This is a genomic window from Streptomyces sp. NPDC058632, assembly GCF_042717095.1.
In the GTDB taxonomy this organism is placed as follows: Bacteria; Actinomycetota; Actinomycetes; order Streptomycetales; family Streptomycetaceae; genus Streptomyces.
Window position 1 is genome coordinate 31581 of record NZ_JBHXQZ010000038.1, and the last position, 25945, is coordinate 57525.

Here is a 25945-nt window from a genome sequence, read left to right on the forward strand (position 1 = left end):
GGGCCCTGCGGCTGCCGGCCGGACACCGCTCCGGAAGGGTTATGAGCGGTGGGAAGCGGGAAGGTGGGGGGTCCGGCCCCTCGGGCGGGATGCCAGCAGGATGCGGACGCGGTCACGAGTCGGAGGGCTGGTCGGACAATGCGACAGACACGGATCGAGAAATCACGACGGCCGGCCGCCCGCGCCCGCCGGTACGCGGACGAGACGGCCGCACTCCTCGACTCCCTCGACCCACGCGACCCCGACATCGTGCGCGCCAAGCGCCTGGGTCGGCGTCCGAAGGGCGGCCGGGACGCGGCGGGCCGGTCGTAGCGAGGTCACGGGGGCCCTTTCCAGCAGGGCGCCGGAGGGTGGTTCGTGAGTTGATGTCCGTTTCAAGGTGAGGTCGGGGTGGGGCTGCCGGTCCCGGTGGCCCTCCTCATTTCCTCACCGGTGGCCGCACCGCAGGGGACGGAACTGTTCGTGGAGTCCTCGTCGGCCGACGGCTCCCTCCGGGTGGTGGCGACGCAGGTCTGCGGCGAGGACGGTCACGACGATCGGCTCCCGAACTTCAGATGACGTTGTCACCTTGGCTGCGCCGCCATTTCGGATGACATCGTCAACTGCATGATGGTCGCCATGGTCACCCGTGCGGAGTCCGCCGCCGTCACCCGCCGCGCCCTGCTCGACGCGGCCGCCGAGCTCCTCGACCTCGGCGGCCCCGAAGCCGTCACCTTGCGCGAGGCGGGCGCGCTGGGCAGGCGTGACGCGGGGAGCGCCGTACCGGCGTTTCACGGGCAGGGACAGCCTGCTGACCGCCGTCGCGACCGAGAGCCGGGAACGGATCGCCGACCAGGCGCACACCCTGCGGACCGATCCGGCCCTGTCGGCCTCCGACAAGCTGCGCGGCGCTCTCCGCACCCTCATCGGCGTCGGCCGGGAGCAGCCGCACCTGTACCAGATGTCGTTCAGGCGCCGCGGACACCGGCCCGAAGAACCTGGTGAAGGACTCGATCGCGTCCGGCGTCGGCTGTGCACACCGGCGGGTGACCCGGCCGCGGACCGCGTCCACGCGGCCGGACGCTTCCAGGACGAGTTCCCGGCCGTCGTCACCGCCCTCGTGGGGGAGCGGGACACACGACGCTACGGCGCCCTGCTGCTCACCGGCGCCCACGGCATCGCGGACATGGGGCTCAGCGGCCACCTCGGCACGGACGGATTGCGCACCACCTCCGACGAGCTCGTCGACACCCTCGTCCGCATGGTCGCGGACGCCGACGGAACGACATAGCAACGCCCGCGCCCCGTCGACGGCGGACTCCTCGCCCTCTCAGGGGCCGTGCCGGCCTTCGGGTCGGCACGGCCCCTGACGTGTGTGCCCCGCATGTGGGCACCGCGCGGTGTCCACATGTGGGGCATCAGGTGTTGTCGGGAATTGGCCAACACGCTTCAATGCGGGGGAACTCGGGGCCCTGAACGGCGGCGTACGGATGTGAGGACCCGTCCGTGCCGACGGGGGAGGGACCCGGGGTGCGTCGAGCGAACGGCCTGACCAGCCGTTGTGGACATTCAGAGAAAGGCCCCTGCATGCCGCACGCCACACCGCACACGGACGCCACCACCGCGGAACTGGACTCGGCCCTGCGCGGCGGCCCCTTCCATGTCGCCCTGCGGGCCGCGATAGCCGCCCGCGGCCTGCCGCTGCAGCGGGTGCAGCACCATCTGTCGCGCCGCGGCGTGAAGGTGGGTGTCACCAGCCTCAGTTACTGGCAACAGGGCGCCCGCCGCCCGCAGCGTGCCGAGTCGCTGCGGGCCGTACGGGCGCTGGAGGAGATCCTGGAGCTGCCGGAGGAGTCGCTGATCCGTCTGCTCGCCGAGTCCGACGAGCAGGCCCCGGACGGCCGCCCCGCGGGCCGTTCCTACCGTTCGCTGGTCGAGGCGGCGGGCGTCCTGGCGAGGCTGCTGGCCGAGCTCGACGCCACCCGGGACAGCGGGCTGCAGACCCTGGGGCACCATGAGCGGGTCCGGATCGGGAAGCACCGGGAGTTGGCGGAGCGTGAGTCCCACCACATCGTGCGCGCCCACCGGGACGGCATCGACCGCTTCGTGGCCGTCCACCACGGCGACCCCGGTTCCGCACCGGCCCGGATGACCGTGCACGCCCTGGAGAACTGCCGTACCGGCCGGGTCCGTCGGCAGCAGGACACCGGCCTGCTCGCGGTCGAACTGCTCTTCGACACACGGCTGCGGGCCGGTGACACGTTCCTCTTCCGGTACGCCGTGGAGGACGGCACGGCCGGTGTCTCGCGCGAGTACGTGCACGGGACGGACTCCCCCGGCGGCCAGTACGCGCTCCAGGTGTGCTTCGACGCCGGGGCCCTCCCGGCGCGCTGCCACCGGTTCACCCAGCACTCCGCGGCGGCACCGCGCGGCGGCCGTCAGGAGCTGGCGGTCAGCGCCCGGCACCGCTCGGTGCACCTGGTCGAACCGCGCGTGCGGACGGGGTACGTGGGGATCGGCTGGGACTGGGACTGAACCCGGCTCCGGACTGAACCCGGCTCCGGGCTGGGCCGAGCCCAGCGGCTCGGCTCAGTGGCTCAGGTCTGCGGCTTCGCGACGATCGTGCCGTTGCGGACCTCGACGGAGAGCGGCGCCAGCGGTGCCACCGCCGGCTCGCGCAGCACCTTGCCGGTGGTGGCGTCGAACTCGCTGCCGTGACAGGGGCAGATCAGCTTCGTCCCCTTCAGCCGGTTGATGGGGCAGTTCGCGTGCGTGCAGAGGGTGCTGTACGCCGTGAAGGAGCCGCCATCGTCCCGGCTGACCACGATGTTGTGGTCCCGGAACAGCTTGCTGCTCCCCCGGGCGACCTCGCTCTCCGCACCGAGTTCGACGGGCCCGGTCGGCTGCGAGGGCCTCTCCTCGCCTCCCCCGCAGGCGGCGAGGCCGAGTCCGGCGACAGGGGTGAGGGCCATACCTCTCAGGACGGTACGACGGCTCGCGGCGGATCGGCCGGACATGGGATCTCCACTGGTCGGACGGCGGTACGGGGCGACCATACCGGGGGTGGTCCTTCCGGTTGCCGGGTGGGGAGCGGGCGCGGACGGCGGGACGGGACCAGCCGGGACCGGACGCGCGGGACTGACGTAAACGTTTGCGCAAGCGTTTACGTCTGCCGTCGGATGGGATAGCTTCCCCGTCACGGAGCCGCGGCGGGGCACCCACGTCGGCCGGGTACGCGAAGGGAGTGGGCGATGGCGACCATGACGGACGTGGCGCGGTGTGCCGGGGTCTCGGTCGCGACCGTCTCGCACGTCCTGAACGGCACACGGCCGGTGCTCCCGCGCACCCGCCAGGCGGTCCTGGACGCCGTCGAGGAGCTCGGCTACACCCCGAACACGCTGGCCCGCTCGCTGGTGACCTCCCGCACCCGTTCGATCGGGCTCGCGGTGTCGGCGATCAGCAACCCGTACTTCACCGAGATCCTCCAGGGCGTCGAGGCGGCCGCCCTGGAGTACGGCTACAGCCTGCTCATCGCCGATCCCCACGACGACCCCGAGCACGAGCGCAAGGTGGTGCAGCTGCTGCACGAGCGCCGGGTGGAGGGTGTGGTCGTCGCACCGTCCGCGCAGCCGCGCGAGCTGCTCGCCTACCTCGGGCGCCATCAGGTGCCGGCCGTGTTCCTGGACCGGGTGGTCGGGGACTCCGGGAAGGGCGGCCCGCGCTTCGACCAGGTCTGCGCCGAGAACACCGAGCCGACGGCCCTGCTGGTCACGCACCTCGCCGGGCTCGGTCACCGCCGGATCGCCCTGGTCGCCGGGCGTCCCGGGTTCAGCACCACCGCCGAGCGGATCACCGGCTACCGGCACGGTCTGGCGGGTGCGGGGCTGCCGTTCGACGAGCGGCTCCTGGTGCACGGCGACTCCGAGTCGGCGGGCGCCGAGCGGGCCACCGGTGACCTGCTCTCCCTCGGCGCTCCCCCGACCGCGCTGGTCACCGGGAACAACGCCATGACGATCGGCGCCCTGCGCGCCCTGCGCGCCCACGGCCTCTCCGTGCCCGGGGACATCGCGCTGTGCTGCTTCGACGACTTCGCCTGGGCGGACCTGTTCTCCCCCCGGCTCACCGCGATCGCCCAGCCCGGCAGGGACATCGGCGCCCGTGCCGTCCAGGTGCTCCTGGACCGCCTGGCCGCGCCGGACCGGCCCGTGCGGACCGAGCGGCTCTCCTGCGCCTTCGTGCACCGCACGTCCTGCGGCTGCCCGGACCCGACAAGCCCCCACGGAACCCGAGAAAGGGACCCCTCGTGATCGTCGTAGCCGGTGAGGCACTGATCGACCTGGTACCGCAGGGCGCGGGTGCGCTCGCGGCGTTGACGCCGGCGCTCGGCGGCGGCCCCTACAACACGGCGGTGGCGCTGGGCCGTCTCGGCTCCCCCGCCGCCTTCTGCTCCCGGGTGTCGCGCGACGCCTTCGGCGAGGCGCTGCTGGACCGGCTGCGCGAGACCGGCGTGGCGGTGTCGTCGGTGCAGCGCGGTGGCGAGCCCACGACGCTCGCCGTCGCCACGGTCGCGGCGGACGGCTCGGCGGTCTACTCCTTCTACGTGGAGGGGACGGCGGACCGGCTCTTCGCGGCGCCGGACGCGTTGCCGGCCGGCACCCGCGCGGTGTCGTTCGGCACCTGCTCCCTCGTGCTGGAGCCGGGGGCGAGCGCGTACGAGGAGTTGATGCGCGCCGCCCACGCGCGGGGCGTGTTCACGGCACTGGATCCCAACATCCGGCCGGGGCTGATCCCGGACCCCGACGCCTACCGGACCCGGTTTTTGAGCTGGCTGCCGTCGGTGTCGCTGCTGAAGCTGTCCGAGGAGGACGCCCGGTGGCTCGGCGGCACCCCCGCGCGGTGGCTGGCGGCCGGTCCGGCGGCGGTCGTGGTCACCCGGGGCGGTGACGGGCTGACCGTGTTCACGCGGGAGGGTGGCGAGTACACCGTGCCGGGTGAGCGGGTCGAGGTGGTGGACACGATCGGCGCGGGTGACACCGTCAACGCGGCGTTGCTGCACGGTCTGGCGGTCCGGGACGCGCTCAGCGAGGAGGGGGCGGCCAAGCTGGGCGCGGACGGCTGGCGGGAGCTGCTCGGTTTCGCGGCGCGCGCGGCGGCGATCACCTGCTCACGCGCGGGCGCGGAGCCTCCGTACGCCCACGAACTGGACGCTTGAGGCCCCAGGCCCCAGGCCCCAGGCCCCAGGCCCCAGGCCCCAGGCCCCAGGCCCCAGGCATGATCCACCGGACGGGCCGTACGTGCCGTGAGCCTTCACACCGTGCCGGACGCACCGGCCGGACGGACCCAGGTCCGTCCGGCCGGGCAGGTCGGGTCAGGCCTTCGCCGTCCGGGCCGTCCCCTTCCCGGCGGTCCTGGCGGCGGCCGTCTTGCCGGCAGGTGTCTTGGTGACGACCTTCTTCTTGGCCGGAGCCTTCTTCACCGCTGCCTTGCGCGGGGCCGTCACCGGGGCGGCGTCGCTGATGCGGTCCGCGCCGAGGGCGTCCCGCAGGAACTTGCCGGTGTGGCTGGTCGGAACGCTCGCCACCTGCTCGGGCGTGCCCTCCGCGACGACCAGGCCGCCGCCCGAACCGCCCTCGGGGCCCATGTCGACGACCCAGTCCGCGGTCTTGATCACATCGAGGTTGTGCTCGATGACGATGACCGTGTTGCCCTTGTCGACCAGGCCGGACAGGACGGTCAGCAGCTTGCTGATGTCCTCGAAGTGCAGTCCGGTGGTCGGCTCGTCCAGGACGTAGACCGTGCGGCCGGTGGAGCGCCGCTGCAGCTCGCTCGCGAGCTTCACCCGCTGGGCCTCGCCCCCGGACAGGGTCGTGGCCGCCTGGCCGAGCCGTACGTACCCGAGACCGACGTCGTGGAGCGTCTTCAGGTGGCGGGAGATCGCCGGGACGGCCTCGAAGAAGTGCATGGCCTCCTCGATCGGCATGTTCAGGACGTCGGCGATGGACTTGCCCTTGTAGTGGACCTCCAGGGTCTCCCGGTTGTAGCGGGCGCCGTGGCAGACCTCGCACGGGACGTAGACGTCCGGGAGGAAGTTCATCTCGATCTTGATGGTGCCGTCGCCCGAGCAGTTCTCGCAGCGGCCCCCCTTGACGTTGAAGGAGAACCGGCCGGGCATGTAGCCGCGGACCTTCGCCTCGGTCGTCTCGGCGAACAGCTTGCGGACGTGGTCGAAGACGCCGGTGTACGTCGCCGGGTTGGATCGCGGGGTGCGGCCGATGGGCGACTGGTCGACGTGGACGACCTTGTCGACGAGGTCGTCGCCGTCCACGCGCGTGTGCCGGCCGGGCACGCTCCGTGCGCCGTTCAGTTCGCGGGCCAGGTGCGTGTACAGGATGTCGTTGACCAGCGTGGACTTGCCGGAGCCGGAGACGCCGGTGACCGCCGTGAACACGCCGAGGGGGAAGGACACCTCGATGTCCCGCAGGTTGTTCTCGCGGGCGCCGTGCACCGTGAGCCGGCGCGACGGGTCGAGCGGGCGGCGGATGTCCGGCAGCGGAATGGCCTTGCGGCCGGACAGGTACTGGCCGGTCTGCGACTCGGTGTTCTCGAGCAGTTCCTTCAGGGCACCGCTGTGCACGACCTTGCCGCCGTGCTCACCGGCGCCCGGCCCGATGTCGACGATCCAGTCGGCGACCTTGATGGTGTCCTCGTCGTGCTCCACGACGATGAGCGTGTTGCCCATGTCGCGGAGCCTGACCAGGGTCTCGATCAGCCGGTGGTTGTCGCGCTGGTGCAGGCCGATGGACGGCTCGTCGAGGACGTAGAGGACGCCGACGAGACCGGAGCCGATCTGGGTGGCCAGGCGGATGCGCTGGGCCTCGCCGCCGGAGAGGGTGCCCGCCGCGCGGTTCAGCGAGAGGTAGTCGAGGCCCACGTCGACCAGGAACCGCAGCCGCTCGTTGACCTCCTTCAGCACCCGCTCGGCGATCTTCTTGTCGCGGGCGGAGAGCTTGAGCTCGCCCAGGAAGTCCGCGCACTCGCTGATGGACATGGCCGAGATGTCGGCGATCGACTTCCCCATCACCGTGACGGCGAGGACGATGGGCTTGAGACGGGTCCCCGCGCAGGAGGCGCAGGCGACCTCGCGCATGTAGCCCTCGAGGCGCTCGCGGCTGGCGTCGCTCTCGGCCTCGCTGTGCCGGCGCTTGACGAAGGGGAGGGCGCCCTCGAAGGCCGTCGTGTACCGGCGCTCGCGTCCGTACCGGTTGCGGTAACGGACCTCGACCTGGGTCTTGTGGCCGTTCAGCAGGGCCTTCTTGGCGCGCTGCGGCAGACCGGCGAAGGGGATGTCGGTGCGGAAGCCGAGCGCGTCGGCGAGGGCGCCGATCAGCCGGGCGAAGTAGTCCTTGGTGTGCCCGTGCGACCAGGGGTGGATGGCGCCCTCGTCGAGGCTCTTGTCCGGGTCGGGGACGATCAGCTCCGGGTCGACCTCCATGCGCGTGCCGATGCCGCCGCACTCGGGGCAGGCGCCGAAGGGCGAGTTGAAGGAGAAGGAGCGGGGCTCCAGCTCCTCGAAGGACAGGTCGTCGTAGGGGCAGTACAGGTGCTCGGAGAACATGCGCTCGCGCTCGGGGTCGTCCTCCGGGAGGTCGACGAAGTCGAGCACGACCATGCCGCCGGACAGGCCGAGCGCGGTCTCGACGGAGTCGGTGAGGCGGCGCTTGGCGGTGTCCTTCACCGTGAGGCGGTCCACGACCACCTCGATGGTGTGCTTCTCCTGCTTCTTCAGCGTGGGCGGGTCGGACAGCTGGACGGTCTCGCCGTCCACCCGCGCGCGGGAGTAGCCCTTGGTCTGGAGTTCGGCGAAGAGGTCGGCGAACTCGCCCTTTCGCTCCCGCACCAGCGGCGACAGCACCTGGAAGCGGCTGCCCTCCGGCAGCTCCAGCACCCGGTCGACGATGGCCTGCGGCGACTGGCGCGAGATGGGCCGGGAGCACTGGGGGCAGTGCGGCTTGCCGATGCGCGCGAAGAGCAGCCGCAGGTAGTCGTAGACCTCGGTGATGGTGCCGACCGTGGAGCGCGGGTTGCGCGAGGTCGACTTCTGGTCGATGGAGACGGCCGGGGACAGGCCCTCGATGAAGTCGACGTCCGGCTTGTCCATCTGACCGAGGAACTGCCGGGCGTACGAGGAGAGCGACTCCACGTAGCGCCGCTGCCCCTCGGCGAAGATCGTGTCGAAGGCCAGCGAGGACTTGCCCGACCCCGACAGGCCCGTGAAGACGATGAGCGAGTCGCGCGGGAGGTCGAGCGAGACGTTCTTGAGGTTGTGCTCGCGCGCTCCACGGACGATGAGACGGTCGGCCACGCCGGTCCGCACCTTTCTTGAGAGAAGTGACAGGGGCGGGGCCCCCGTGCTTTCTCACACTAGGGCGAGCCACTGACAACGCCGGTCGGATTCACGGGTTGACAACAATCCCCGGCTCTCCAGCATGCCCGACGCCGCGCCCGAGCTTATAGCACGTGCATTCGATTCACGGTCTTCCTTCGCCACCTTCACCCGAAGGTGTGGCGGGATTAGGGTCGGCTCCATGATTGATCACGCTCATGACCTGGCGTCCGTACACGACGCGACCGAGCGGCTGCTCCTCGCGGTCGGCACACTGGACAACGCCGCTGTGACGAAGGCGTCACGGCTTCCGGGCTGGACCCGCGGACATGTGCTGGCCCACCTCGCGCGCAACGCGGACGCCTTGGTGAACGTTCTGGAGGGGCGCCCCATGTACGTCTCCGGCGCCGCGCGGGAGGCCGACATCGAGCGGGACGCCCCGCGCCCCCTCGACGTCCAGCTCGCGGACCTGCGGGAGACGGCGGCCCGCGTCCAGCAGGTGGGCGCGGCACCGGCGGACTGGTCACGCACCGTGGAGCTGCGCGGCGGTGTCACGGACCGGGCGGCCCGGGTGCCGTTCCGGCGCTGGGTCGAGGTGGAACTGCACCACGTGGACCTCGACATCGGCTACGAGCTGGAGGACCTTCCGGCGGAGTTCACCGAGCGGGAGATCGGCTTCCTGGCGGCGCGGTTCGACGGCCGCCAGGACGTGCCCACGACCCGCCTGACCACCACCGACGGCCGGACCTGGACCACCGGGGGCGGGGCGGCCGGCGACCCGGTCGAGGCCGAGGGGCCGGCCGCGGCTCTGCTCGGCTGGCTCGCCGGGCGCCGTGACGGCTCGGGGCTGACGGTGACGTCCGGCGCCCTGCCCGCCCTCCCCCCGCTATAGGCTGGCCGCCATGACGTACAGCGGGCGTGTGACGGTCGGCGGACCGGCCGACGTGCACGAACTCAAGGACCTGATGATCACCAAGGTCGCCGTCGGTCCCATGGACAACAACGCCTATCTGCTGCGCTGCCGGGCCACCGACGAGCAGTTGCTGATCGACGCGGCCAACGACGCGGACACCCTGCTGGGCACGATCGGTGACGACGGCATCGCCTCCGTCGTCACCACGCACCGGCACGGCGATCACTGGCAGGCGCTGGACCGGGTGGTGACGGCCACCGGCGCCCGCACCCACGCGGGCCGGGACGACGCCGAGGGCATCCCGGTGCCGACGGACGTCCTGGTCGACGACGGCGACACGATCCGGGTCGGGCACGTGGAACTCACCGCACGCCACCTCGTCGGCCACACACCCGGCTCGATCGCCCTCGTCTACGACGATCCGCACGGGCATCCCCATGTGTTCACCGGGGACTGCCTGTTCCCGGGCGGCCCTGGTCGGACAACACTTCCGGAAGAGTTCAACTCCCTGATGGACGGCCTGGAGACCAAGCTGTTCGACGTCCTGCCGGACGAGACCTGGATCTATCCCGGCCACGGCAACGACACCACGCTGGGTGCGGAGCGCCCGCAGCTGTCCCAGTGGCGCGCGCGGGGCTGGTGAGCGGCCGGGGGAAACGGCCCGGGCGCCGGTTCGGGTGAGCCCCGTCCTCCGGGGCGGATGCCAGGGGGCGGGGCTTACGCCGGTGCCCGTCCGGTGCCGGCCAGCGCAGCGATCCGCTCCACCGCGAACACGTACCCCTGGACCCCGCAGCCCGCGATGACCCCGTCGGCCCGCAGCGAGACGTAGGAGTGGTGCCGGAAGGACTCGCGCCGGTGGATGTTGGAGATGTGGACCTCCATCACGGGCAGGCCGTCACAGGCGTTGAGGGCGTCCAGGATGGCGACGGAGGTGTGCGAGTAGGCACCGGGGTTGATCACGATGCCGCTGTGGTTCAGCCGCGCCTCGTGGATCCAGTCCACCAGCTCGCCCTCGTGATTGGACTGCCGCAGGTCCACCGTGCCTCCGTGCGCGCCTGCCGCCCCGACGCACAGGGCCTCCACGTCGGCGAGCGTCTCGGATCCGTAGATCTTCGGCTGACGCTGCCCGAGCAGGTTCAGATTGGGGCCGTTGAGAATCATGATCGGGGCATCGGCCAGGCTGCGGTGCACAGTTCCTCCGGTCCGTTCGGAAAGATCGGGAAAGGTCGGGAAGAGGTCTATCACGCCCCCGCCGACGGTTGCCCCGGTCCCGCCGTGCTGCCGGAGCCGCCTCCGGGCGGGGGTGCGTCGGCGCGGGGGTCTGCGCGGGGCACGTCCCCGCCCGGAGGCGGTTTCCGAAGTCGGTGCTACGGGTTGATCGCCAGTTCGAGATAGGCCGCGAGGATCACCAGGTGCACCCCGCCCTGGAGCGGTGTGGCCCGGCCGGGGCGCACGGTCAGGGCGCCGACCACCACGGTCAGTGCGAGCAGCACCATATGGGTGTTGCCGAGGCCCAGGACGAGCGGACCCGAAAGCCACAGGGAGGCTATGGCGACCGCGGGGATGGTCAGGCCGATGCTGGCCATCGCCGAGCCGAGCGCGAGATTCACACTGGTCTGGACCCGGTTGCGCTGCGCGGCGCGCACGGCGGCGATGGTCTCGGGCAGCAGGACCAGCAGCGCGATGATCACACCGACGACGGCGTGGGGCAGCCCGGCCGACTTGACACCGGACTCGATGGCGGGCGAGACGCCTTTGGCCAGGCCGACCACCCCCACGAGGGCCAGACCGAGCAGCCCGAGACTGGTCAGGGCGGTGCGGTCGGAGGGCGCGGCCGCGTGCTCGTCCTCCGGGGCCACGACCGGTGTGGGCTTGCCGGGCTTGACCACGGGCAGGAAGTAGTCACGGTGCCGGACGGTCTGTGTCGCGACGAACAGGCCGTAGAGGATCAGCGAGGTGACCGCGGCGAAGGTGAGCTGCACCCCGGAGAATTCCGGGCCCGGCTTGCTGGTGGTGAACGTCGGCAGCACCAGGGTGAGGGTCGCCAGCGTGGCCACCGTGGCGAGCGCGGCGCCGGCGCCTTCCGGATTGAAGGTGGCCGTGCCGTGCCGCAGCGAGCCGACCAGCAGACTCACTCCGAGGATGCCGTTGCAGGTGATCATCACAGCCGCGAAGACGGTGTCCCTGGCCAGGGACGCGGTATCGGGCCCTCCGTCGATCATCAGGGTGACGATCAGTGCGACCTCGATGATCGTGACGGCGACCGCGAGGACCAGCGAGCCGAACGGTTCGCCGACCCGGTGGGCCACCACCTCCGCATGGTGCACGGCAGCCAGCACGGCTGCCGCCAGCACCACGACCGCCACGGCGATGACCGCGCCGGACAGTTTGCTCCCCCAGGTCAGAGCCAGGAGCACCACCGCGAGGATGGGGAGCGCGGTCGTCCACCGGCCCGCGAGTGTTCTGATCCACGTGGTCATGCGGAGCCCTCAGACCTGAAGGAACCACGGACTTCGGCCACTCGGCGCCCCGGGGAATGAATCACCATATTGATCACTTTAAGTCCCCCGCTCTGTGCGGGTGCCCGACCGTGCGACCGGTCTCGCCGACGTCCGGCCGACCCGGTCGCTCGCATGCTCCTTGTCGTTTTGAGGTGGTGGTCGTGGTGGTCGCGCATGATCTCCTCTACTGGCTGAGGGGACGGTCATTGGCGGACGGCAGTGAGCGTTGCCGCATCCCCCGCGGGTCGTTCTTTCCTGGTCCGGCACGAGACCGGCAGACGCCGGGAGCGGTGCGCGGCTGCCTGCCGCGCCCCGCTCCCGGAAATCCCCTGTCCGTTCCCGGACGGGTCGGACGTCGGGTCAGACGTCGATGCTGTCCTTGTCGGTGCCCTCGACCCGGCCCTCCTCGGCCTGGTCCTTCAGCGCCTGCTTCTTGGAGGCCCTGAGGCTGGTGATCGTGGTGACGATCAGGACGCCGCAGATCACACCCAGCGACACAGGGATGCTGATCTCGGGAACGTGTACCCCGGACTCGTGCAGTGCGTGCAGCACCAGCTTCACACCGATGAAGCCGAGAATGATCGACAGGCCGTAGGACAGGTGGACCAGCTTCCGCAGCAGACCGCCGATGAGGAAGTACAGCTGCCGCAGACCCATGAGGGCGAACGCGTTCGCGGTGAACACGATGTACGGGTCCTGGGTCAGACCGAAGATCGCGGGGATCGAGTCGAGCGCGAAGAGCACGTCCGTGGTGCCGATGGCGAGCATCACGACCAGCATCGGGGTCATGACCCGCTTGCCGTTCTGCTCGATCCACAGCTTGGTGCCGTGGTACCGGTCGGCCACGCCGAACCTGCGCTCGGCGGCCTTGAGGAGCTTGTTCTCCTCGAACTCCTCGTCCTCCTCGTCGGCGCGGGCCTCCTGGACGAGCTTCCAGGCCGTGTAGATCAGGAAGGCGCCGAAGATGTAGAAGACCCACGAGAAGCTGGCGATGATCGCGGCGCCCGCGGCGATGAAGATCGTCCGCAGTACCAGGGCGATGATCACGCCGACCAGGAGCACCCTCTGCTGGTACTGCGACGGCACCGCGAACTTCGCCATGATCAGGACGAAGACGAACAGGTTGTCGACGCTCAGCGATTTTTCGGTGATGTAGCCGGCGAAGAACTCGCCTGCGGGTTGCCCCCCGCTGAAGACCAGCAGGCCGAGCCCGAAGAGCACGGCCAGGGCGATCCAGACCATGGTCCAGATCCCGGCTTCCTTGATGGAGACGTCGTGCGGCTTGCGCCCGATGAAGAAGTCGATCGAGATGAGGGCGAGAAGGCCCACAACGGTCAGGGCCCAAAGGGTCGGGGTAACTTCCACTGCGCCTCCGGCAGATACGTCTCACGGAAAATGTCAGCGTCATTGCTGCCGGAGGTCTCTTCCACCCAGGCCCCCCGGCGCTTGACAGCAGCCGGACGGACTCATGGGCCGACGCCCCGGGATCAGGCCTGATCCGTATTGACGGGGTCGCCGCACAGACAGGGAGTACTCCCCTCCGTGTGCAAAACTTTACCCTCATCACCAAGGTTTGGTAAAGAGCGAGGTAAAAGAAACCCCAAAGCCCCAGGTGGGAGGCGGCCATAAGGGAGCACGGTCCAAGAGATGGGACACCACCGCGGCGATTGCGGACGCACGGTCACAGGTTCCCGGTCAGGGACGCCCTGTCCGTCGGGCCTCGGCGACCCGGGTGAGCACCTGCTGGAGAACCTGGCTGCCCGGCGGCACGAGCGGGGGCTCGTACGTCCAGGCGTGTCCGACCCACGGATCGGCCAGATGACTGTCGGCCACCGGGGTCAGCCGCAGCAGGGAGCGCCACAGGGGGTCGAGCAGCGGTCCGTATCCGGCGGACTCCTCGCGGTCGGCGACCATCATCAGGTGGACGCCGCCGGACGGGCCCTCGTCGGCGAGGTAGCGCAGCTGGTTCACGGCACGGTCGTCGAAACCGTGCGGGAAGTCGTTGACGATCAGCAGTTGCTGGGAGGTGTCGAAGCCGGGCGGCAGCGAGTCGGCCGCTCCGCCGCGCAGCGCCATCTGCACCAGGTCGACGCGCTGGGTGAGCCGGCTCAGGACGTCCGTGACGCCCGCGGCGCCCTGGGCGGGCGGCGCCGCCAGCACACCGCTCCGCGTCAGCGGTACCAGCGGCTGCGCGCCCGATCCGGCCGGGTCGACGACGTGCACGGTGAACTCGCCCGCCGGGTGGACGGCGAGCAGGCGTGCCGCGTGGGCCACCGCCGTCTCCATGGCGAGACGCCGCATGTCATGGGCGTCGGTGAACGACTCGTCCAGGGCGTCGGTCCGGCCGCTGTCGATCCACAGGCCGCGCTCCAGCGGCAGCCGGAGCAGCATCGGGATGCGGATCCGGTCGGCCTCGGGCAGCCGGAGGTCACCCAGGCGCAGCGCCATGGGAATCTCCATCGGTACCCGGTAGGCGTGCCAGACGGGGTTGTCCCAGCGGGCGTACGCCGGGGGCAGGGCGGGTTCGACGACCTCGGCCTCGGCGACGAGCTGGGCGAGGTCGCGGTCGAGGGCCTCCCTCGCCCGGTCGACGAGCTGGGCCTGCCGGGCCCTGGCCGCCTCGCGCGCTGCGTCGCCCTGACCGCCGATCCGATTGCGCGGATCGGACAGGACCTGCTCCAGCTCCTTGTCCATGCGGGACTCGGCGAAGTCGACGGCACTGCGGTAGGCGGCGGTGGTGCGGGCCAGGTCCTCGAACATGCCCCAGACCTGGTTGTAGAGGCGCTCCTCCATGGACCAGCCGGTCGCGTCGCCCGCGACGGGCTGCGCGGGCTGGCCCGGCGGGACCGGGGGCGCGGCCGGCGGGGGAGACGGCGGGGCGGCTTTGCGCCGGCGGGGGTGGCTGTAGTCGATCGGACCACCGGCCGTCGCCGCGGACGGACCCGCGGCTCCTCCGGGGTGGGCCGGCGGCCCGGCCGGCTGCCCGCCGTACGCGGGCGGCACGGGGCCGGGGGCGCCCCGGGGTGCGGTGCCGCCGCCCTGGTCGGGGTGGCGGGCCGGAGTGGCCGCCTGACGGGAACGGTCGCCCTCGGAAGGGCGGGGCGGGGGCGCCTGCACGGAGCGGGCGAGCCCCCGGGCGACCGCTTCCTCGATGCTGCCCGCGAGCTGCCGTGCCTGGGGCAGGGCCTGGTCGGTGAGGAGCTCGGCCAGGCCGCCGGCGTATCCCTGACCGACCGCGCGCACCTTCCAGGCGCCCTGGCGCCGGTAGAGCTCCAGGGCGACGACGGCCGTCTCCGCTTCCAGGCCGGTGACGGTGTAGCTGGCCACTTCGGTGCCGTCCAGCCCGGTGACCGCGACGAAGGGTGCGGCGACGGCGCCGAAGCGGGCGGGGCCCTGCCCGGCGGGGGCGGGCAGCGCGAGCAGCACACTGACACGGTGGACCGCGTCGGCCAGGGCGTCCAGGTCCACCGCGAGCCGGTGGTCGGCCGCGGCCTGCCGCGACACCTCCAGGCCGGGCTGGGTGGGCGAACCCGGGTGGGCCACCCACTCCACCCCGTGGATCCTGCCGTCCTCGTCGCCGAGCGCGGCCACGGTCACGACCGGCGTGCCGGCCGAGACCCGGATCTCGAGACGCGACTGGGAGAGCGGGTGGTTCTGTCCCCGCACCAGCTCGGCCGTCATCGCCCTCGTCCCCCCGTGTCGCGTGCTTCGCGCGTGCCGCTCGTGTTCCGTCGTTCGTGACGCACCGCTTGTGACGTGCTGCTTGTGACGTGCTGCTTGTGACGTGCTGCTCGTCCGGGTGCCGCTCCGGACGCTCAGAGCACCGGCAGGATCGCCGGCATCAGGTCCTGGAAGGTACGGCCGTTGGCCGGGTTGCCCAGGGCCGTCATCGTCCAGCCCGTGCCCGAACGGTGCACCTTCGCCATCAGCTGGGCGGTGTAGGAGCCGCCGCCGGCCAGCGTGTAGCGGGCGAGCTCCTCGCCGTTGGTCTCGTCGACGAGACGGCAGAACGCGTTCTGCACCTCCTGGAAGGTCTGGCCCGTGAAGGAGTTCACGGTGAAGACGATCTGGTCGATGTGGACCGGGACGCGGGACAGGTCGACGAGAATGGCCTCGTCGTCGCCGCCCTGGCCGACGCCGCCGACGAGGTTGTCACCGGTGTGGCGCACGGAGCCGTCGTCGCTCACCAGGTGGCGGAAGAAGACGACGTCGACCGGCTGCTTGTCCGCGAACAGGACAGCGGAGGCGTCCAGGTCGATCTCCCGGGTACGCGAGCCGAACAGGCCGCGGCGGGGGGCAGCCTGCCAGCCGAGACCCATACGGACCGCGGTCAGGCTGCCGCCGTCGTTCTTCTGCAGACTGATGGCCTGACCCTTGGTCATGTTGACGGTCACGCGCTGATCCCCTCTCGGACTTTCCCCTGTTGCCGCGAAACCGCGGATGACCAGAACCCTACGCAGGAGCACTGACAGTGACGCACCCCGGTCCGCACTTTGTGTCGGTCTTGCAACACAGCCCGTGCCGGACGGGCACCGTGCCGGAACGCGGCGCCGTCAGGACAGGCCCGCCTCCCGCATCTGCCGCAACTCCTTCTTCATTTCGGACACCTCGTCGCGCAGCCGGGCCGCGATCTCGAACTGCAGGTCGGCGGCTGCGGCCCGCATCCGCGCGGTGAGCTCCTCGATCTGCCCGGCGAGCTCCGCCGCGGGCCGGTCGGTGGGCACCGGCTCGGCACCCTTGGCCCTGCCCTTCGCGCCCTTGGCCGCCTTGGTGCCGAGCGCGGGCACGGGGGCCTTGGCCCCGCCACCGTCCTTCTTGGCCTGCCGGTAGCCGGAGCCCAGCAGCTGCTCGGTGTCGATGTCCTCGCGGGCGATCTGGGAGACGATGTCGTTGATCTTCTTGCGGAGCGGCTGGGGGTCGATGCCCTTCGCCCGGTTGTAGGCGACCTGCTTCTCCCGGCGGCGGTTGGTCTCGTCGATGGCCTTCGCCATCGCCGGGGTGATCTTGTCCGCGTACATGTGGACCTGGCCGGAGACATTGCGCGCCGCGCGGCCGATGGTCTGGATCAGGGAGGTGCCCGAGCGCAGGAAGCCCTCCTTGTCGGCGTCGAGGATCGCCACCAGGGACACCTCGGGCAGGTCGAGACCCTCACGCAGCAGGTTGATGCCGACGAGGACGTCGTACTCGCCGCTGCGCAGCTCCCGGAGCAGTTCGACGCGGCGCAGGGTGTCGACGTCGCTGTGGAGGTAGCGCACCTGGATGCCGAGTTCGAGGAAGTAGTCGGTGAGGTCCTCGGCCATCTTCTTGGTGAGCGTGGTCACCAGGACGCGCTCGTCCTTCTCGACGCGCGAGCGGATCTCGTGCACCAGGTCGTCGATCTGGCCCTCGGTGGGCTTGACGACGACCTCGGGGTCGATCAGGCCGGTGGGGCGGATGATCTGTTCGACGACGCCGTCCGAGCGGGAGAGCTCGTACTGGCCGGGGGTGGCCGACAGGTACACGGCCTGGCCGATGCGCTTCTGGAACTCCTCCCACTTCAGCGGGCGGTTGTCCAGGGCGGAGGGGAGCCGGAAGCCGTGGTCGACGAGGGTGCGCTTGCGGGAGGCGTCGCCCTCGTACATGGCGCCGATCTGGGGCACGGTGACGTGCGACTCGTCGATGACGAGGAGGAAGTCGTCCGGGAAGTAGTCCATCAGGGTGTTCGGCGGGGAGCCGGGCAGGCGGCCGTCGAAGTGCATCGAGTAGTTCTCGACGCCGGAGCAGCTGCCGATCTGGCGGAGCATCTCGAGGTCGTAGGTGGTGCGCATCCTCAAACGCTGGGCCTCCAGGAGCTTGCCCTGCTTGTCCAGCTCGGCGAGGCGGCCGGTGAGCTCCTTCTCGATGTCGCCCACGGCCCGCTCCATGCGTTCGGGGCCGGCGACGTAGTGGGAGGCCGGGAAGACGTACAGATGCCGGTCTTCGCTGATGATCTCGCCGGTGACCGGGTGGAGCGTGGAGAGCGCCTCGATCTCGTCGCCGAACATCTCGATGCGGACGGCGAGCTCCTCGTAGACCGGGAAGATCTCGATGGTGTCGCCGCGGACGCGGAAGGTGCCCCGGGTGAAGGCCAGGTCGTTGCGCGTGTACTGGATGTCCACGAAGCGGCGCAGCAGCTCGTCCCGGTCGAACTCCTCGCCGACGCGGAGCGGCACCATGCGGTCCACGTACTCCTGCGGGGTGCCGAGACCGTAGATGCAGGAGACGGAGGCGACCACGACGACGTCACGGCGGGTGAGCAGGGAGTTGGTCGCGGAGTGGCGCAGCCGCTCGACCTCCTCGTTGATCGAGGAGTCCTTCTCGATGTAGGTGTCCGACTGCGGGACGTACGCCTCGGGCTGGTAGTAGTCGTAGTACGAGACGAAGTATTCGACCGCGTTGTTCGGCAGCAGCTCGCGGAACTCGTTGGCCAGCTGGGCGGCCAGGGTCTTGTTCGGCGCCATGACCAGGGTGGGGCGCTGGAGTTTTTCGATCATCCACGCGGTGGTGGCGGACTTGCCGGTGCCGGTCGCGCCCAGGAGGACGACGTCCTTCTCGCCGGCTTCGATACGCCGGGCGAGATCGGCGATGGCCGCCGGCTGGTCGCCGCTGGGCTGGTAGGGGCTGACGACCTCGAAGGGCGCCACCGTGCGTTCGATCTGGGAAACGGGCCGCATGCCACCCACCGTACGACCCTCCACTGACAACGGGTCCCGGTCAGCGGTTCTGCGGGGTGCGGGGGCGGTGCTCGACCGGGCCGCGGGCGCGCAGTCGCAGGCGCGTCGGGCGCGCCGGGTGCGTCGAGGAGTGGTGCCGGGAGCGGGCGGGGACGCCGGGCTTGTGTTCGACGGGCGCGGGGCCGGGCCGCCCCATGATCACCAGCGGGTCGAAGATCACCACGATGCCGGCCAGGACCAGGAGGGCGAGCGGGCCGAGCATCATGGGCGCGAGCAGGGCGGCTGCGGATTCTCCCGTGGCGGGATCCGCCGTCCCGTGGATGTGGATCTCCAGGGCGGCCATGCCGGTGTAGTGCATGCCGGTGACCGCGAAGCCCATGACCAGGCTCGCGCCCACGCTCCACAGGAAACCCTTGGCCTGCGCGGCCGCCCACAGGGCGGCGGTCGCGGCGGCCATGGCGATGGCGACGGACGCGGCGACGGTGAGGGTGTTGTACTCCAGTTGTCCGTCGAGGCTCATGCTGGCCATGCCCAGGTAGTGCATGGAGGCGATGCCGAGGCCGGTGATGGTGCCGCCGGTGAACAGGGACGTTCCGGTGGCACCCCGGTAGCCGACGATGAAGATCCCGACACCCACCATGACGACGGCGACGGCGAGGCTGGCGAACGTCATCACACGGTCGTAGTGGATCGGCGTGTTCTCGACCGTGAAGCCCATCATCGCGATGAAGTGCATCGTCCATATGCCGGATCCGATGGCCGCCGAGCCGAGGGCGAGCCAGCCGGGGCGCCACGACCCGGCCACGACGAGCGGCCGGGTGGCGCATCTCAGCCCCAGGGCGCCGCCGAGGCAGGCCATGAGGAAGGCCACCACCGGTGTGACCAGACCGTAACTGAATCCGTCGACCGTGCTCTGCATGCGCGGCTGCCCCTCCCGCCCTTTGCGTCCCGGAATTCCCGGTTGTGAACCCCCTCCCAGGACCGCGTCGGCGGTCAGGGTTGACGCAGAGAGTATGACCTCACCGGAATGGTTGAACGACCATCGGGCAAAGAAACACGACCTTGCCCCACTTGTGCGGCACCAGTGTGCGCAGTTGGGCAAGCCCGTTCAATCCGTGGTCATCCCGCGCCCACTCCCCATTGACGCTCCGCTGTCACAGTTGAGCTGTCCGTGACGCCCCGGCGCCGGACGACGATCCGACCGACGCCGATCATCAGGTGATGATCCGCCTGCTCGACGATGGCCCGACCGCTCGACGCGAGGAGTACGCATGCACACGCGCACCGTTGTCGCCTCGACCACCGCGCTCCTGGGAACCGCCGCCCTCCTGCTCCCCCTCTCCCCCGCACATGGCGCCGACAGTGACACGTTTCCCCTGGTCGTCGCCCACCGGGGCGCCTCCGGGTACGCACCTGAAAACACTCTTGCCGCCGTCGACAAGGCGGCCGGGCTCGGTGTCGACTGGGTGGAGAACGACGTCCAGCGCACCAGGGACGGCGAGCTCGTCGTCCTGCACGACGACAGCCTGGCGCGCACCACGGACGTCGAGAAGGTCTTCCCCGGCCGGTCGCCCTGGAAGGTGAAGGACTTCACCGCGGCGGAGATCGCCCGGCTCGACGCGGGCAGCTGGTTCGGTCCCGCGTTCGCGGGCACGCGCGTGCCCACCCTGGAGCAGTTCGTCCGGAGGGTCGAGCGGCACGACCAGAAGCTGCTCCTGGAGATCAAGAACCCCCGGCTGTACCCCGGCATCGAGGGCGAGACCCTGAAGGTCCTGAGCAACGAGGGATGGCTCGACCGCGCGCATCGGGAGAACCGGCTGGTCGTGCAGAGCTTCAGCGCGGACAGCGTGCGGACCGTGCACGAGCTGAAGCCCGGGGTGAGGACCGGCTTCCTCGGTGCGCCTCCCGTGAAGGACCTGCCCGTGTACGCGGACTTCACCGACCAGATCAACCCCTCGCACACCTCCCTGTCCCTCGGCTACGTCGCCGTCGTCCAGGGCTTCGAGGGACCGCACGGCAAGCCTCTGGAGGTCCTCGCCTGGACGGTGGACGAGGCGGCCGCGGCCCGGCGGGCCGCCGGGCTCGGTGTCGACGGGATCATCAGCAACAAGCCCGACGTGGTGCGGGACGCGGTGGGCGGCTGATCTCTCCTCGCCCCTTCACGGGGTTGTCAGTGGCGGGTCGTACGGTGGGGCGCATGGACAGCCATGGGCAGTACGAGCGGCGGGTCGTGTGGGCCGTCGTCGGCACCGGCATCGGCCCGCTGCTGCTGGCCGCGACCCGTGAGGGCCTGGTCAGCGTCGTGTTCCACGCCACGGACGAGGTGCGCGACAGCGCGCTGGAACGACTGGCGTCCCGGCTCGGCACCGAGCCCGCCGAGGAGCCCCGCTCTCCGCTGCTCACCGAGGCGATACGCCAGGTCGAGGCGTACTTCGCGGGTGAGCGGCGCGATTTCGACCTGCCCCTGGACTGGTCGCTGATCTCCGGCTTCAACCGGGAGGTCCTGCGCGAGCTGGCCGCCGGCGTGCCGTACGGCACGGTCGTGGGGTACGGCGATCTGGCCGGCCGGGTCGGCCGGCCGGAAGGCGCCCAGGCCGTCGGCGCGGCGATGGGCGCGAATCCCCTGCCGGTGGTCGTGCCCTGTCACCGGGTCGTGGAGAGCGACGGCGGCATCGGCGGGTTCGGGGGCGGGCTGGAGGCCAAGCGCCGGCTGCTCGCCCTGGAGGGCGTGCTGCCGGAACCCTTGTTCTGACGGGCGGGTCCGGTCGCGCGGGTCAGCCGTAGTGCCGTGCTTCGAACATGTTTCCGTCGGGGTCGCGGAAGTAGAAACTGTTCCTGGCGCGTCCGCGTGCGCCGAAGGAGTCGTGCGAGAGGCCCGTCATGGGTACGGACTGTTCCTCGAGGCGGCTGCGGAGGGCGTCGAAGTCGTCCGCGGACAGGGACAGACAGACGTGGTTGACGGGGTGGCCGGAGGCTTCGGCGGCGCCGGGCAGCATCGTCATGCGTTCCGCCATGGCGAGCGGCATGAGGTCGAGGATGGTCTCCCCGTTGACCCGTACCGAGGGGAAGGGCGCCTCGCCCGCGGAGAAGTCGGCGAGTCTGACCGGTTCCAGGCCGACCGCCTTCTCGTAGAAGCCGGCGGACGCGATCGGATCGCGCACCCAGAGGACGACGTGGTCGAGACGTGCCGTGTTCTCCGTCATGGGTTCCAGGTTCCGTGAGGTCCGTGGCGGCCCGCAAGGTGTTTGACCGGCCGCCCGGCCCGCCAGGGATGGGGGAGGAGCGACAGACGGGAGACGGCGCGTGATCCTTACGGTGTCCGAAGAGGTACGGGAGGCGATCGCCGCCCGCCGGCCGGTGGTGGCCCTGGAGTCCACGATCATCGCGCACGGGCTGCCCCGGCCGCGCAATCTCAAGGTGGCGGGGGAGCTGGAGGCGGCGGTGCGGCAGGAGGGTGCCGTGCCCGCCACGGTCGCCGTGCTCGACGGGCGGCCCCGGGTCGGCCTGGACGAGGAACAGCTGGAGCGGATCGCCCATGGGGACGGCGTCCGCAAGCTCGGCCATCGCGACCTGCCGCTCGCGGTGGCGTCCGGGGCGAGCGGTGCCACCACGGTGTCGGCCACCGCCCTGCTGGCCGCGCTCGCGGGCGTACGGGTGTTCGCGACCGGCGGGCTCGGTGGCGTGCACCGTGAGTGGACGGTGACCCAGGACGAGTCGGCCGATCTCGGGCTGCTGGCGCGGACCAGGATCACCGTGGTGTGCGCGGGCGTGAAGTCGATCCTGGACGTACCGGCGACGCTGCAGCGGCTGGAGACCCTGGGGGTCGCGGTCGCCGGGTACGGCACGGACCGCTTCCCCGGCTTCTATCTGTCGGACTCCGGGCACCCCGTGGACTGGCGGCTGGACGCGCCGGAGCAGGTGGCGGAGGTGATGCGGGCGCAGGACGCGCTGGGCGGGCCCGAGTCGGCACTGGTCGTGGCCAACCCCGTGCCCGAGGGGGAGCAGTTGGACCCCGGGCTGCACGCGCGGGTGCTCGACGAGGCGTTGCGCGCGTGCGAGGAGGAGGGCGTCACCGGTCAGGCGGTCACTCCGTTCCTGCTCGACCACCTGGTACGGCACACCCACGGCGCCTCCCTCGCCGCCAACCTGGCGGCGGTCCGGGGCAACGTACGGCTGGCGGCCCGCATCGCGACGGCCTGGACCGGGGCGTGAGGTGACGTGACGGCGGCAATCCCGGGTGACGGGGGCGGCACGGCCGGGGCGGGCCGTGCGGCGGGGGCGGCCGGCGCCCGCTCCGGCGCGGGTCCCGGTGCGCGGTCCGGCGCGGGTGCCGGTGCGCGGTCCGGCGCGGGTGCCGGTGCGCGGTCCGGCGCGGGTGCCGGTGCGCGGTCCGGCGCGGGTGCCGGTGCGCGGTCCGGCGCGCTGCTGGTCGTCGGTGACGTCGTCACCGATGTGGTCGCCCGGCACCGGGAGCCGCTCGCCCCGGGTACGGACACCGCGGCGGCGATCCGGACGGTGCCCGGCGGTGCGGGAGCCAATGTGGCCTGCTGGGCAGCGTGCTGGGGCGACGCGGAGGTGCGGCTGCTCGGACGGGTGGGCGAGGACGCGGCGGCGTGGCACACCCGGGAGCTGGCCGCCTGCGGGGTGCGTCCCCTGCTGGTGGTCGATCCGCAGGCGCCGACCGGGACCGTGGTCTGCCTGGTCGACGAGGGCGCGGCGGCCGAGCGGACCTTCCTCACCGACAGTGGCGCCTCGCTGCGGCTCGAACCCGCTGACTGGTCGGACGCGTTGCTGGACGGGGTGGCCCGGCTGCATCTGTCGGGGTATCTGCTGTTCAGCGAACCGGGCCGGGCATTCGTGGCGGTGGCTCTGAAGGCGGCACGCGTGCGTGGAGTGCCGGTGAGTCTGGATCCGGCGTCGGCCGGTTTCCTCACGCGGCTGGGTGCCGACCGGTTCCTGGCCCTCGTCGAGGGCGTGGACATCCTGCTGCCCAGTCGTGACGAGGCGTGTCTGCTCACGGGGTCGTCGGGGGCGGCCGACGCGGCGGCGCGGCTGAGCCGACGGGTCCCGCTGGTCGTGGCCAAGCAGGGGGCCGAGGGCGCGCTGCTGGCCCGGTCCGGCCAGGTGTGCGCCCGCGTTCCCGCCGTAGCGGCGACCCCCCGGGACAGCACGGGTGCCGGCGACGCCTTCACGGGCGCGTTCCTCACCACCCTCATGGCGGGCGCCGATCCGGAACATGCGGCGGCCGAGGGATGCAAGGCGGGTGCGCTGGCCGTGCGTCAGGTGGGAGGCCGCCCGGCGCCACCGACCTGACGGCCGCGGCCGACGTCCGATGTCCGATGTCCGATGTCCGACGGACCGTGATGTCAGGGGACTTGCCTCCCGCGTCCCCGGGCCGGAATCAGGCCTTGCGTCCCCGGGCCGAGAACATCGGGGGCGTCGCCAGGCCCGGGGTGCCTCGGCGACGTCGGCGAGGTGGCGGTCGATGTCCTGAGCTGCGCCGACGGTACGGTTACGACTACGGCCGCACCCCACCGCAGGGCACGACCGCAGGGCACGGCGCAATGGCACGAGGCACGGCGCGCGTTCAGCCGGACGGGGCCCTGGCGTAGACGTGCTCCGCCCAGGTGGCGATCTGGTCGTCCGTCAGGTGCCGGGCGAGATCGGCCTCACTGATCATGCCGACCAGACGCTTGTCCTCGATGACGGGAAGCCGGCGGATGCGGTGTGTCTGCATCTCCTGGAGGACCTCGCCGACGTCGGCGTCCGCCGCGATCCAGCGCGGTGTGCCCTTGGCCATCTCCCCCGCGGTGACGCCGGCCGGATCGTGGCCCATGGCGACACAGCCGACGACGATGTCGCGGTCGGTGAGGATGCCGCACAGGCGCTCGTTCTCGTCGCTGATGGGCAGTGCGCCGACGTTCAGCTCGCGCATCAGCTGAGCGGCGCGGTCGACCGTCTCGTGGGCGGGGATCCACTGTGCGCCGCGGTGCATGATGTCTCCGGCGGTGGTCATGAAGTACCTCCCGGTGCCGGACGGCCGGCGCGGCGCGGGGCGCACCGCGAGTACCGGCGCCCTTCATTGTCGTCGCGTCACCAGGGCCCCGCACCTTCGCCCGGGCGTCTCAGCCGTGCCACGCCGGGTGGCGGGGGTCGTCGGCGCGTACCAGGACGTCTGCGGTGCCGGCCGGGTCTGTCTCCCGCTCGTAGCGCTCGAAGGCGGGCAGGGTCCAGTGCCCGTCCTCGGGGGTGCGGCGGCGCAGGGCGCCCGGGGAGAGCGAGACGTGGACGCTCAGATCGAAGGGGAACCAGTGCCGCAGGAGGAGCGGGCCGTGCAGCAGCAGTACGCCACCGGGCGGGAGCGGGACGTAGGGGCTGCGGGTGGCGCGGTCGGTGACCGGGTCCCACAGATCGGGCAGGACCCGTCCGTTCCCGCCGGGTTCGAGGGGCCCGAACACCTCGCGCCAGAGGGCACCGGTGTCGTACCAGCCGTCGTAGTACGACTCCACGTCCCGGTGGCCGTACTCCAGCCGGACCGAGGCGGGGCGCAGGAAACCCTCCGCGCCCACGACGACGGAGGGACGTCCGCGGACGCGCAGGGCCTCGGCGACCCGTTCGGCGAGGTCTTCGGGACGGGCGGCCGGGGCGCCGTCGAAGGCGACGCGCGGCCAGGGGCCGCCGTCGGACGTCCTCAGCGTCGCCACACGCTCGGCGAGGAGGTCGCCGAGCCGGTCCCAGGTGATCGCTTCGAATCGCACACCGCCATGATGCGCCGGCCGGCTGGACGCCCGCGTATGGCCCCGCGACGCTCGGCCATGGGCACCGCGCCCGGGTCCGGCTTCACTGGTGGTGACGGTGGCCGCCGGGAGGATTCCCGGCCGGCCGGGGACGGGTGGGAGCTGACGACGTGATGCAGGGACCGTACTTCGTGCTGACGGTGCTGGGCGTGCTCGGAACCGGGCTGGTGGCGGGGGCCTTCTGCGCCTTCTCGACGTTCGTGATGAGAGGGCTCGCGGCACTGCCGCCCGCGCGGGGTGTGGCGGCGATGCGGTCGGTGAACGTGGCCGCGGTACGGGCGCCCTTCATGCTGGTGTTCCTCGGCTCTGCGCTGCTGTGCGCGGCGATCGCCGTGGTGACCCTGGTGACGGGGCCGGACGAGGGCGCGGCCTGGCTGCTGGCCGGCAGCGCGCTGTATCTGTTCGGCGGGTTCGGGGTCACCGCGGTCGCGAACGTGCCGCGCAACAACGCGCTGGCCGGGCTCGATCCCGGCACCGCGGAGGCCGCCGCGTACTGGACCGCGTACGTGCGCGAGTGGACACGGTGGAACCATGTGCGCACGGTCGCCTCGGCGGGTGCCTCGGTGGCGTACGTACTGGCTCTCACCTGACGGCACGGACGGCACGGACGGCACGAGAAGCGCTGTCGGCGCGCCTGCGGGCGGGCACGAGCAGTCGTATCGTGGCCAGGAGGATGCCGG

Annotated in this window: 25 protein-coding genes; 13 read left to right on the forward strand and 12 right to left on the reverse strand. The window is 71.5% G+C overall.

Going from position 1 to position 25945, the window contains the following annotated elements; all coding sequences use genetic code 11:
• Window positions 1-138: 138 nt before the first annotated feature.
• From ACFWVE_RS16720 to ACFWVE_RS16735, 4 genes are all read left to right on the forward strand, one after another.
• Window positions 139-312, forward strand: a complete 174-nt coding sequence (locus tag ACFWVE_RS16720) for a hypothetical protein (RefSeq protein WP_384014137.1) — start codon at window positions 139-141, stop codon at window positions 310-312.
• 78 nt (window positions 313-390) lie between these two features.
• Window positions 391-558 (forward strand): hypothetical protein, encoded by a 168-nt coding sequence (locus ACFWVE_RS16725; RefSeq protein ID WP_384014139.1) that lies wholly within the window; start codon window positions 391-393, stop codon window positions 556-558.
• A 184-nt stretch (window positions 559-742) separates the two neighbouring features.
• Entirely contained in the window at window positions 743-1270 is a 528-nt protein-coding gene (locus ACFWVE_RS16730; protein ID WP_384014142.1) for a TetR family transcriptional regulator, read from the forward strand.
• A 296-nt stretch (window positions 1271-1566) separates the two neighbouring features.
• On the forward strand, window positions 1567-2514 hold the full coding sequence (locus ACFWVE_RS16735) for a hypothetical protein (RefSeq protein WP_384014145.1): 948 nt from the start codon (window positions 1567-1569) through the stop codon (window positions 2512-2514).
• Window positions 2515-2576: 62 nt separating this feature from the next.
• Here the strand turns inward: ACFWVE_RS16735 and ACFWVE_RS16740 are convergent, their stop codons facing one another.
• Entirely contained in the window at window positions 2577-2996 is a 420-nt protein-coding gene (locus tag ACFWVE_RS16740) for a Rieske (2Fe-2S) protein (protein WP_384014148.1), read from the reverse strand.
• Between the two features lie 234 nt (window positions 2997-3230).
• Between ACFWVE_RS16740 and ACFWVE_RS16745 the strand changes: the two genes are divergently transcribed.
• Both ACFWVE_RS16745 and ACFWVE_RS16750 read left to right on the forward strand, forming a co-directional pair.
• Entirely contained in the window at window positions 3231-4286 is a 1056-nt protein-coding gene (locus ACFWVE_RS16745) for a LacI family DNA-binding transcriptional regulator (RefSeq protein WP_384014151.1), read from the forward strand.
• Window positions 4283-5191, forward strand: a complete 909-nt coding sequence (locus ACFWVE_RS16750; RefSeq protein WP_384014154.1) for a carbohydrate kinase — start codon at window positions 4283-4285, stop codon at window positions 5189-5191. Before ACFWVE_RS16745 ends, ACFWVE_RS16750 begins: the two co-directional genes overlap by 4 nt.
• Window positions 5192-5347: 156 nt before the next feature.
• Here the strand turns inward: ACFWVE_RS16750 and uvrA are convergent, their stop codons facing one another.
• On the reverse strand, window positions 5348-8341 hold the full coding sequence (gene uvrA / locus ACFWVE_RS16755) for an excinuclease ABC subunit UvrA (RefSeq protein WP_384014157.1): 2994 nt from the start codon (window positions 8339-8341) through the stop codon (window positions 5348-5350).
• 223 nt (window positions 8342-8564) lie between these two features.
• On the opposite strand from uvrA, the gene ACFWVE_RS16760 reads away from it, so the two are divergent.
• Together ACFWVE_RS16760 and ACFWVE_RS16765 are read left to right on the forward strand one after the other, a co-directional pair.
• Window positions 8565-9254, forward strand: coding sequence for a maleylpyruvate isomerase family mycothiol-dependent enzyme (locus ACFWVE_RS16760; protein WP_384014160.1), 690 nt, complete (start codon window positions 8565-8567; stop codon window positions 9252-9254).
• 10 nt (window positions 9255-9264) lie between these two features.
• Window positions 9265-9918: an MBL fold metallo-hydrolase gene (locus ACFWVE_RS16765; protein WP_384014163.1), complete on the forward strand. Its 654-nt coding sequence runs from the start codon at window positions 9265-9267 to the stop codon at window positions 9916-9918.
• A gap of 74 nt (window positions 9919-9992) precedes the next feature.
• Here ACFWVE_RS16765 and aroQ read toward each other — a convergent pair whose 3' ends face one another.
• From aroQ to ACFWVE_RS16800, 7 genes are all read right to left on the reverse strand, one after another.
• Window positions 9993-10466, reverse strand: coding sequence for a type II 3-dehydroquinate dehydratase (gene aroQ / locus ACFWVE_RS16770; RefSeq protein WP_384014166.1), 474 nt, complete (start codon window positions 10464-10466; stop codon window positions 9993-9995).
• Window positions 10467-10642: 176 nt separating this feature from the next.
• Window positions 10643-11755 (reverse strand): calcium:proton antiporter, encoded by a 1113-nt coding sequence (locus ACFWVE_RS16775; RefSeq protein WP_384014169.1) that lies wholly within the window; start codon window positions 11753-11755, stop codon window positions 10643-10645.
• Between the two features lie 381 nt (window positions 11756-12136).
• Window positions 12137-13141, reverse strand: a complete 1005-nt coding sequence (locus tag ACFWVE_RS16780) for a TerC family protein (protein ID WP_384014172.1) — start codon at window positions 13139-13141, stop codon at window positions 12137-12139.
• Between the two features lie 330 nt (window positions 13142-13471).
• Window positions 13472-15457 (reverse strand): TerD family protein, encoded by a 1986-nt coding sequence (locus ACFWVE_RS16785; RefSeq protein WP_384014174.1) that lies wholly within the window; start codon window positions 15455-15457, stop codon window positions 13472-13474.
• A gap of 134 nt (window positions 15458-15591) precedes the next feature.
• Entirely contained in the window at window positions 15592-16170 is a 579-nt protein-coding gene (locus ACFWVE_RS16790; protein WP_257849634.1) for a TerD family protein, read from the reverse strand.
• Window positions 16171-16329: 159 nt separating this feature from the next.
• Complete coding sequence (gene uvrB / locus ACFWVE_RS16795; protein WP_384014178.1) at window positions 16330-18468, reverse strand: excinuclease ABC subunit UvrB; 2139 nt, start codon at window positions 18466-18468, stop codon at window positions 16330-16332.
• Window positions 18469-18508: 40 nt separating this feature from the next.
• Window positions 18509-19387: an MHYT domain-containing protein gene (locus tag ACFWVE_RS16800; protein WP_384014181.1), complete on the reverse strand. Its 879-nt coding sequence runs from the start codon at window positions 19385-19387 to the stop codon at window positions 18509-18511.
• A gap of 352 nt (window positions 19388-19739) precedes the next feature.
• On the opposite strand from ACFWVE_RS16800, the gene ACFWVE_RS16805 reads away from it, so the two are divergent.
• Window positions 19740-20612, forward strand: a complete 873-nt coding sequence (locus ACFWVE_RS16805) for a glycerophosphodiester phosphodiesterase (RefSeq protein WP_384014184.1) — start codon at window positions 19740-19742, stop codon at window positions 20610-20612.
• A gap of 53 nt (window positions 20613-20665) precedes the next feature.
• On the forward strand, window positions 20666-21220 hold the full coding sequence (locus ACFWVE_RS16810; RefSeq protein WP_384014187.1) for a methylated-DNA--[protein]-cysteine S-methyltransferase: 555 nt from the start codon (window positions 20666-20668) through the stop codon (window positions 21218-21220).
• 22 nt (window positions 21221-21242) lie between these two features.
• Here ACFWVE_RS16810 and ACFWVE_RS16815 read toward each other — a convergent pair whose 3' ends face one another.
• Window positions 21243-21671: a VOC family protein gene (locus tag ACFWVE_RS16815; protein ID WP_384014190.1), complete on the reverse strand. Its 429-nt coding sequence runs from the start codon at window positions 21669-21671 to the stop codon at window positions 21243-21245.
• 100 nt (window positions 21672-21771) lie between these two features.
• On the opposite strand from ACFWVE_RS16815, the gene ACFWVE_RS16820 reads away from it, so the two are divergent.
• Window positions 21772-22680, forward strand: a complete 909-nt coding sequence (locus ACFWVE_RS16820; RefSeq protein ID WP_384014193.1) for a pseudouridine-5'-phosphate glycosidase — start codon at window positions 21772-21774, stop codon at window positions 22678-22680.
• Window positions 22681-22890: 210 nt separating this feature from the next.
• Window positions 22891-23781: a carbohydrate kinase family protein gene (locus ACFWVE_RS16825; protein ID WP_384014235.1), complete on the forward strand. Its 891-nt coding sequence runs from the start codon at window positions 22891-22893 to the stop codon at window positions 23779-23781.
• Between the two features lie 274 nt (window positions 23782-24055).
• On the opposite strand, the gene ACFWVE_RS16830 is transcribed toward ACFWVE_RS16825, so the two are convergent.
• Window positions 24056-24484 (reverse strand): CBS domain-containing protein, encoded by a 429-nt coding sequence (locus tag ACFWVE_RS16830; RefSeq protein ID WP_384014196.1) that lies wholly within the window; start codon window positions 24482-24484, stop codon window positions 24056-24058.
• A gap of 109 nt (window positions 24485-24593) precedes the next feature.
• Window positions 24594-25226 (reverse strand): uridine kinase, encoded by a 633-nt coding sequence (locus tag ACFWVE_RS16835; protein WP_384014199.1) that lies wholly within the window; start codon window positions 25224-25226, stop codon window positions 24594-24596.
• Between the two features lie 149 nt (window positions 25227-25375).
• On the opposite strand from ACFWVE_RS16835, the gene ACFWVE_RS16840 reads away from it, so the two are divergent.
• Entirely contained in the window at window positions 25376-25855 is a 480-nt protein-coding gene (locus tag ACFWVE_RS16840) for a DUF1772 domain-containing protein (protein ID WP_384014202.1), read from the forward strand.
• The last annotated feature ends 90 nt before the right edge of the window (window positions 25856-25945 follow it).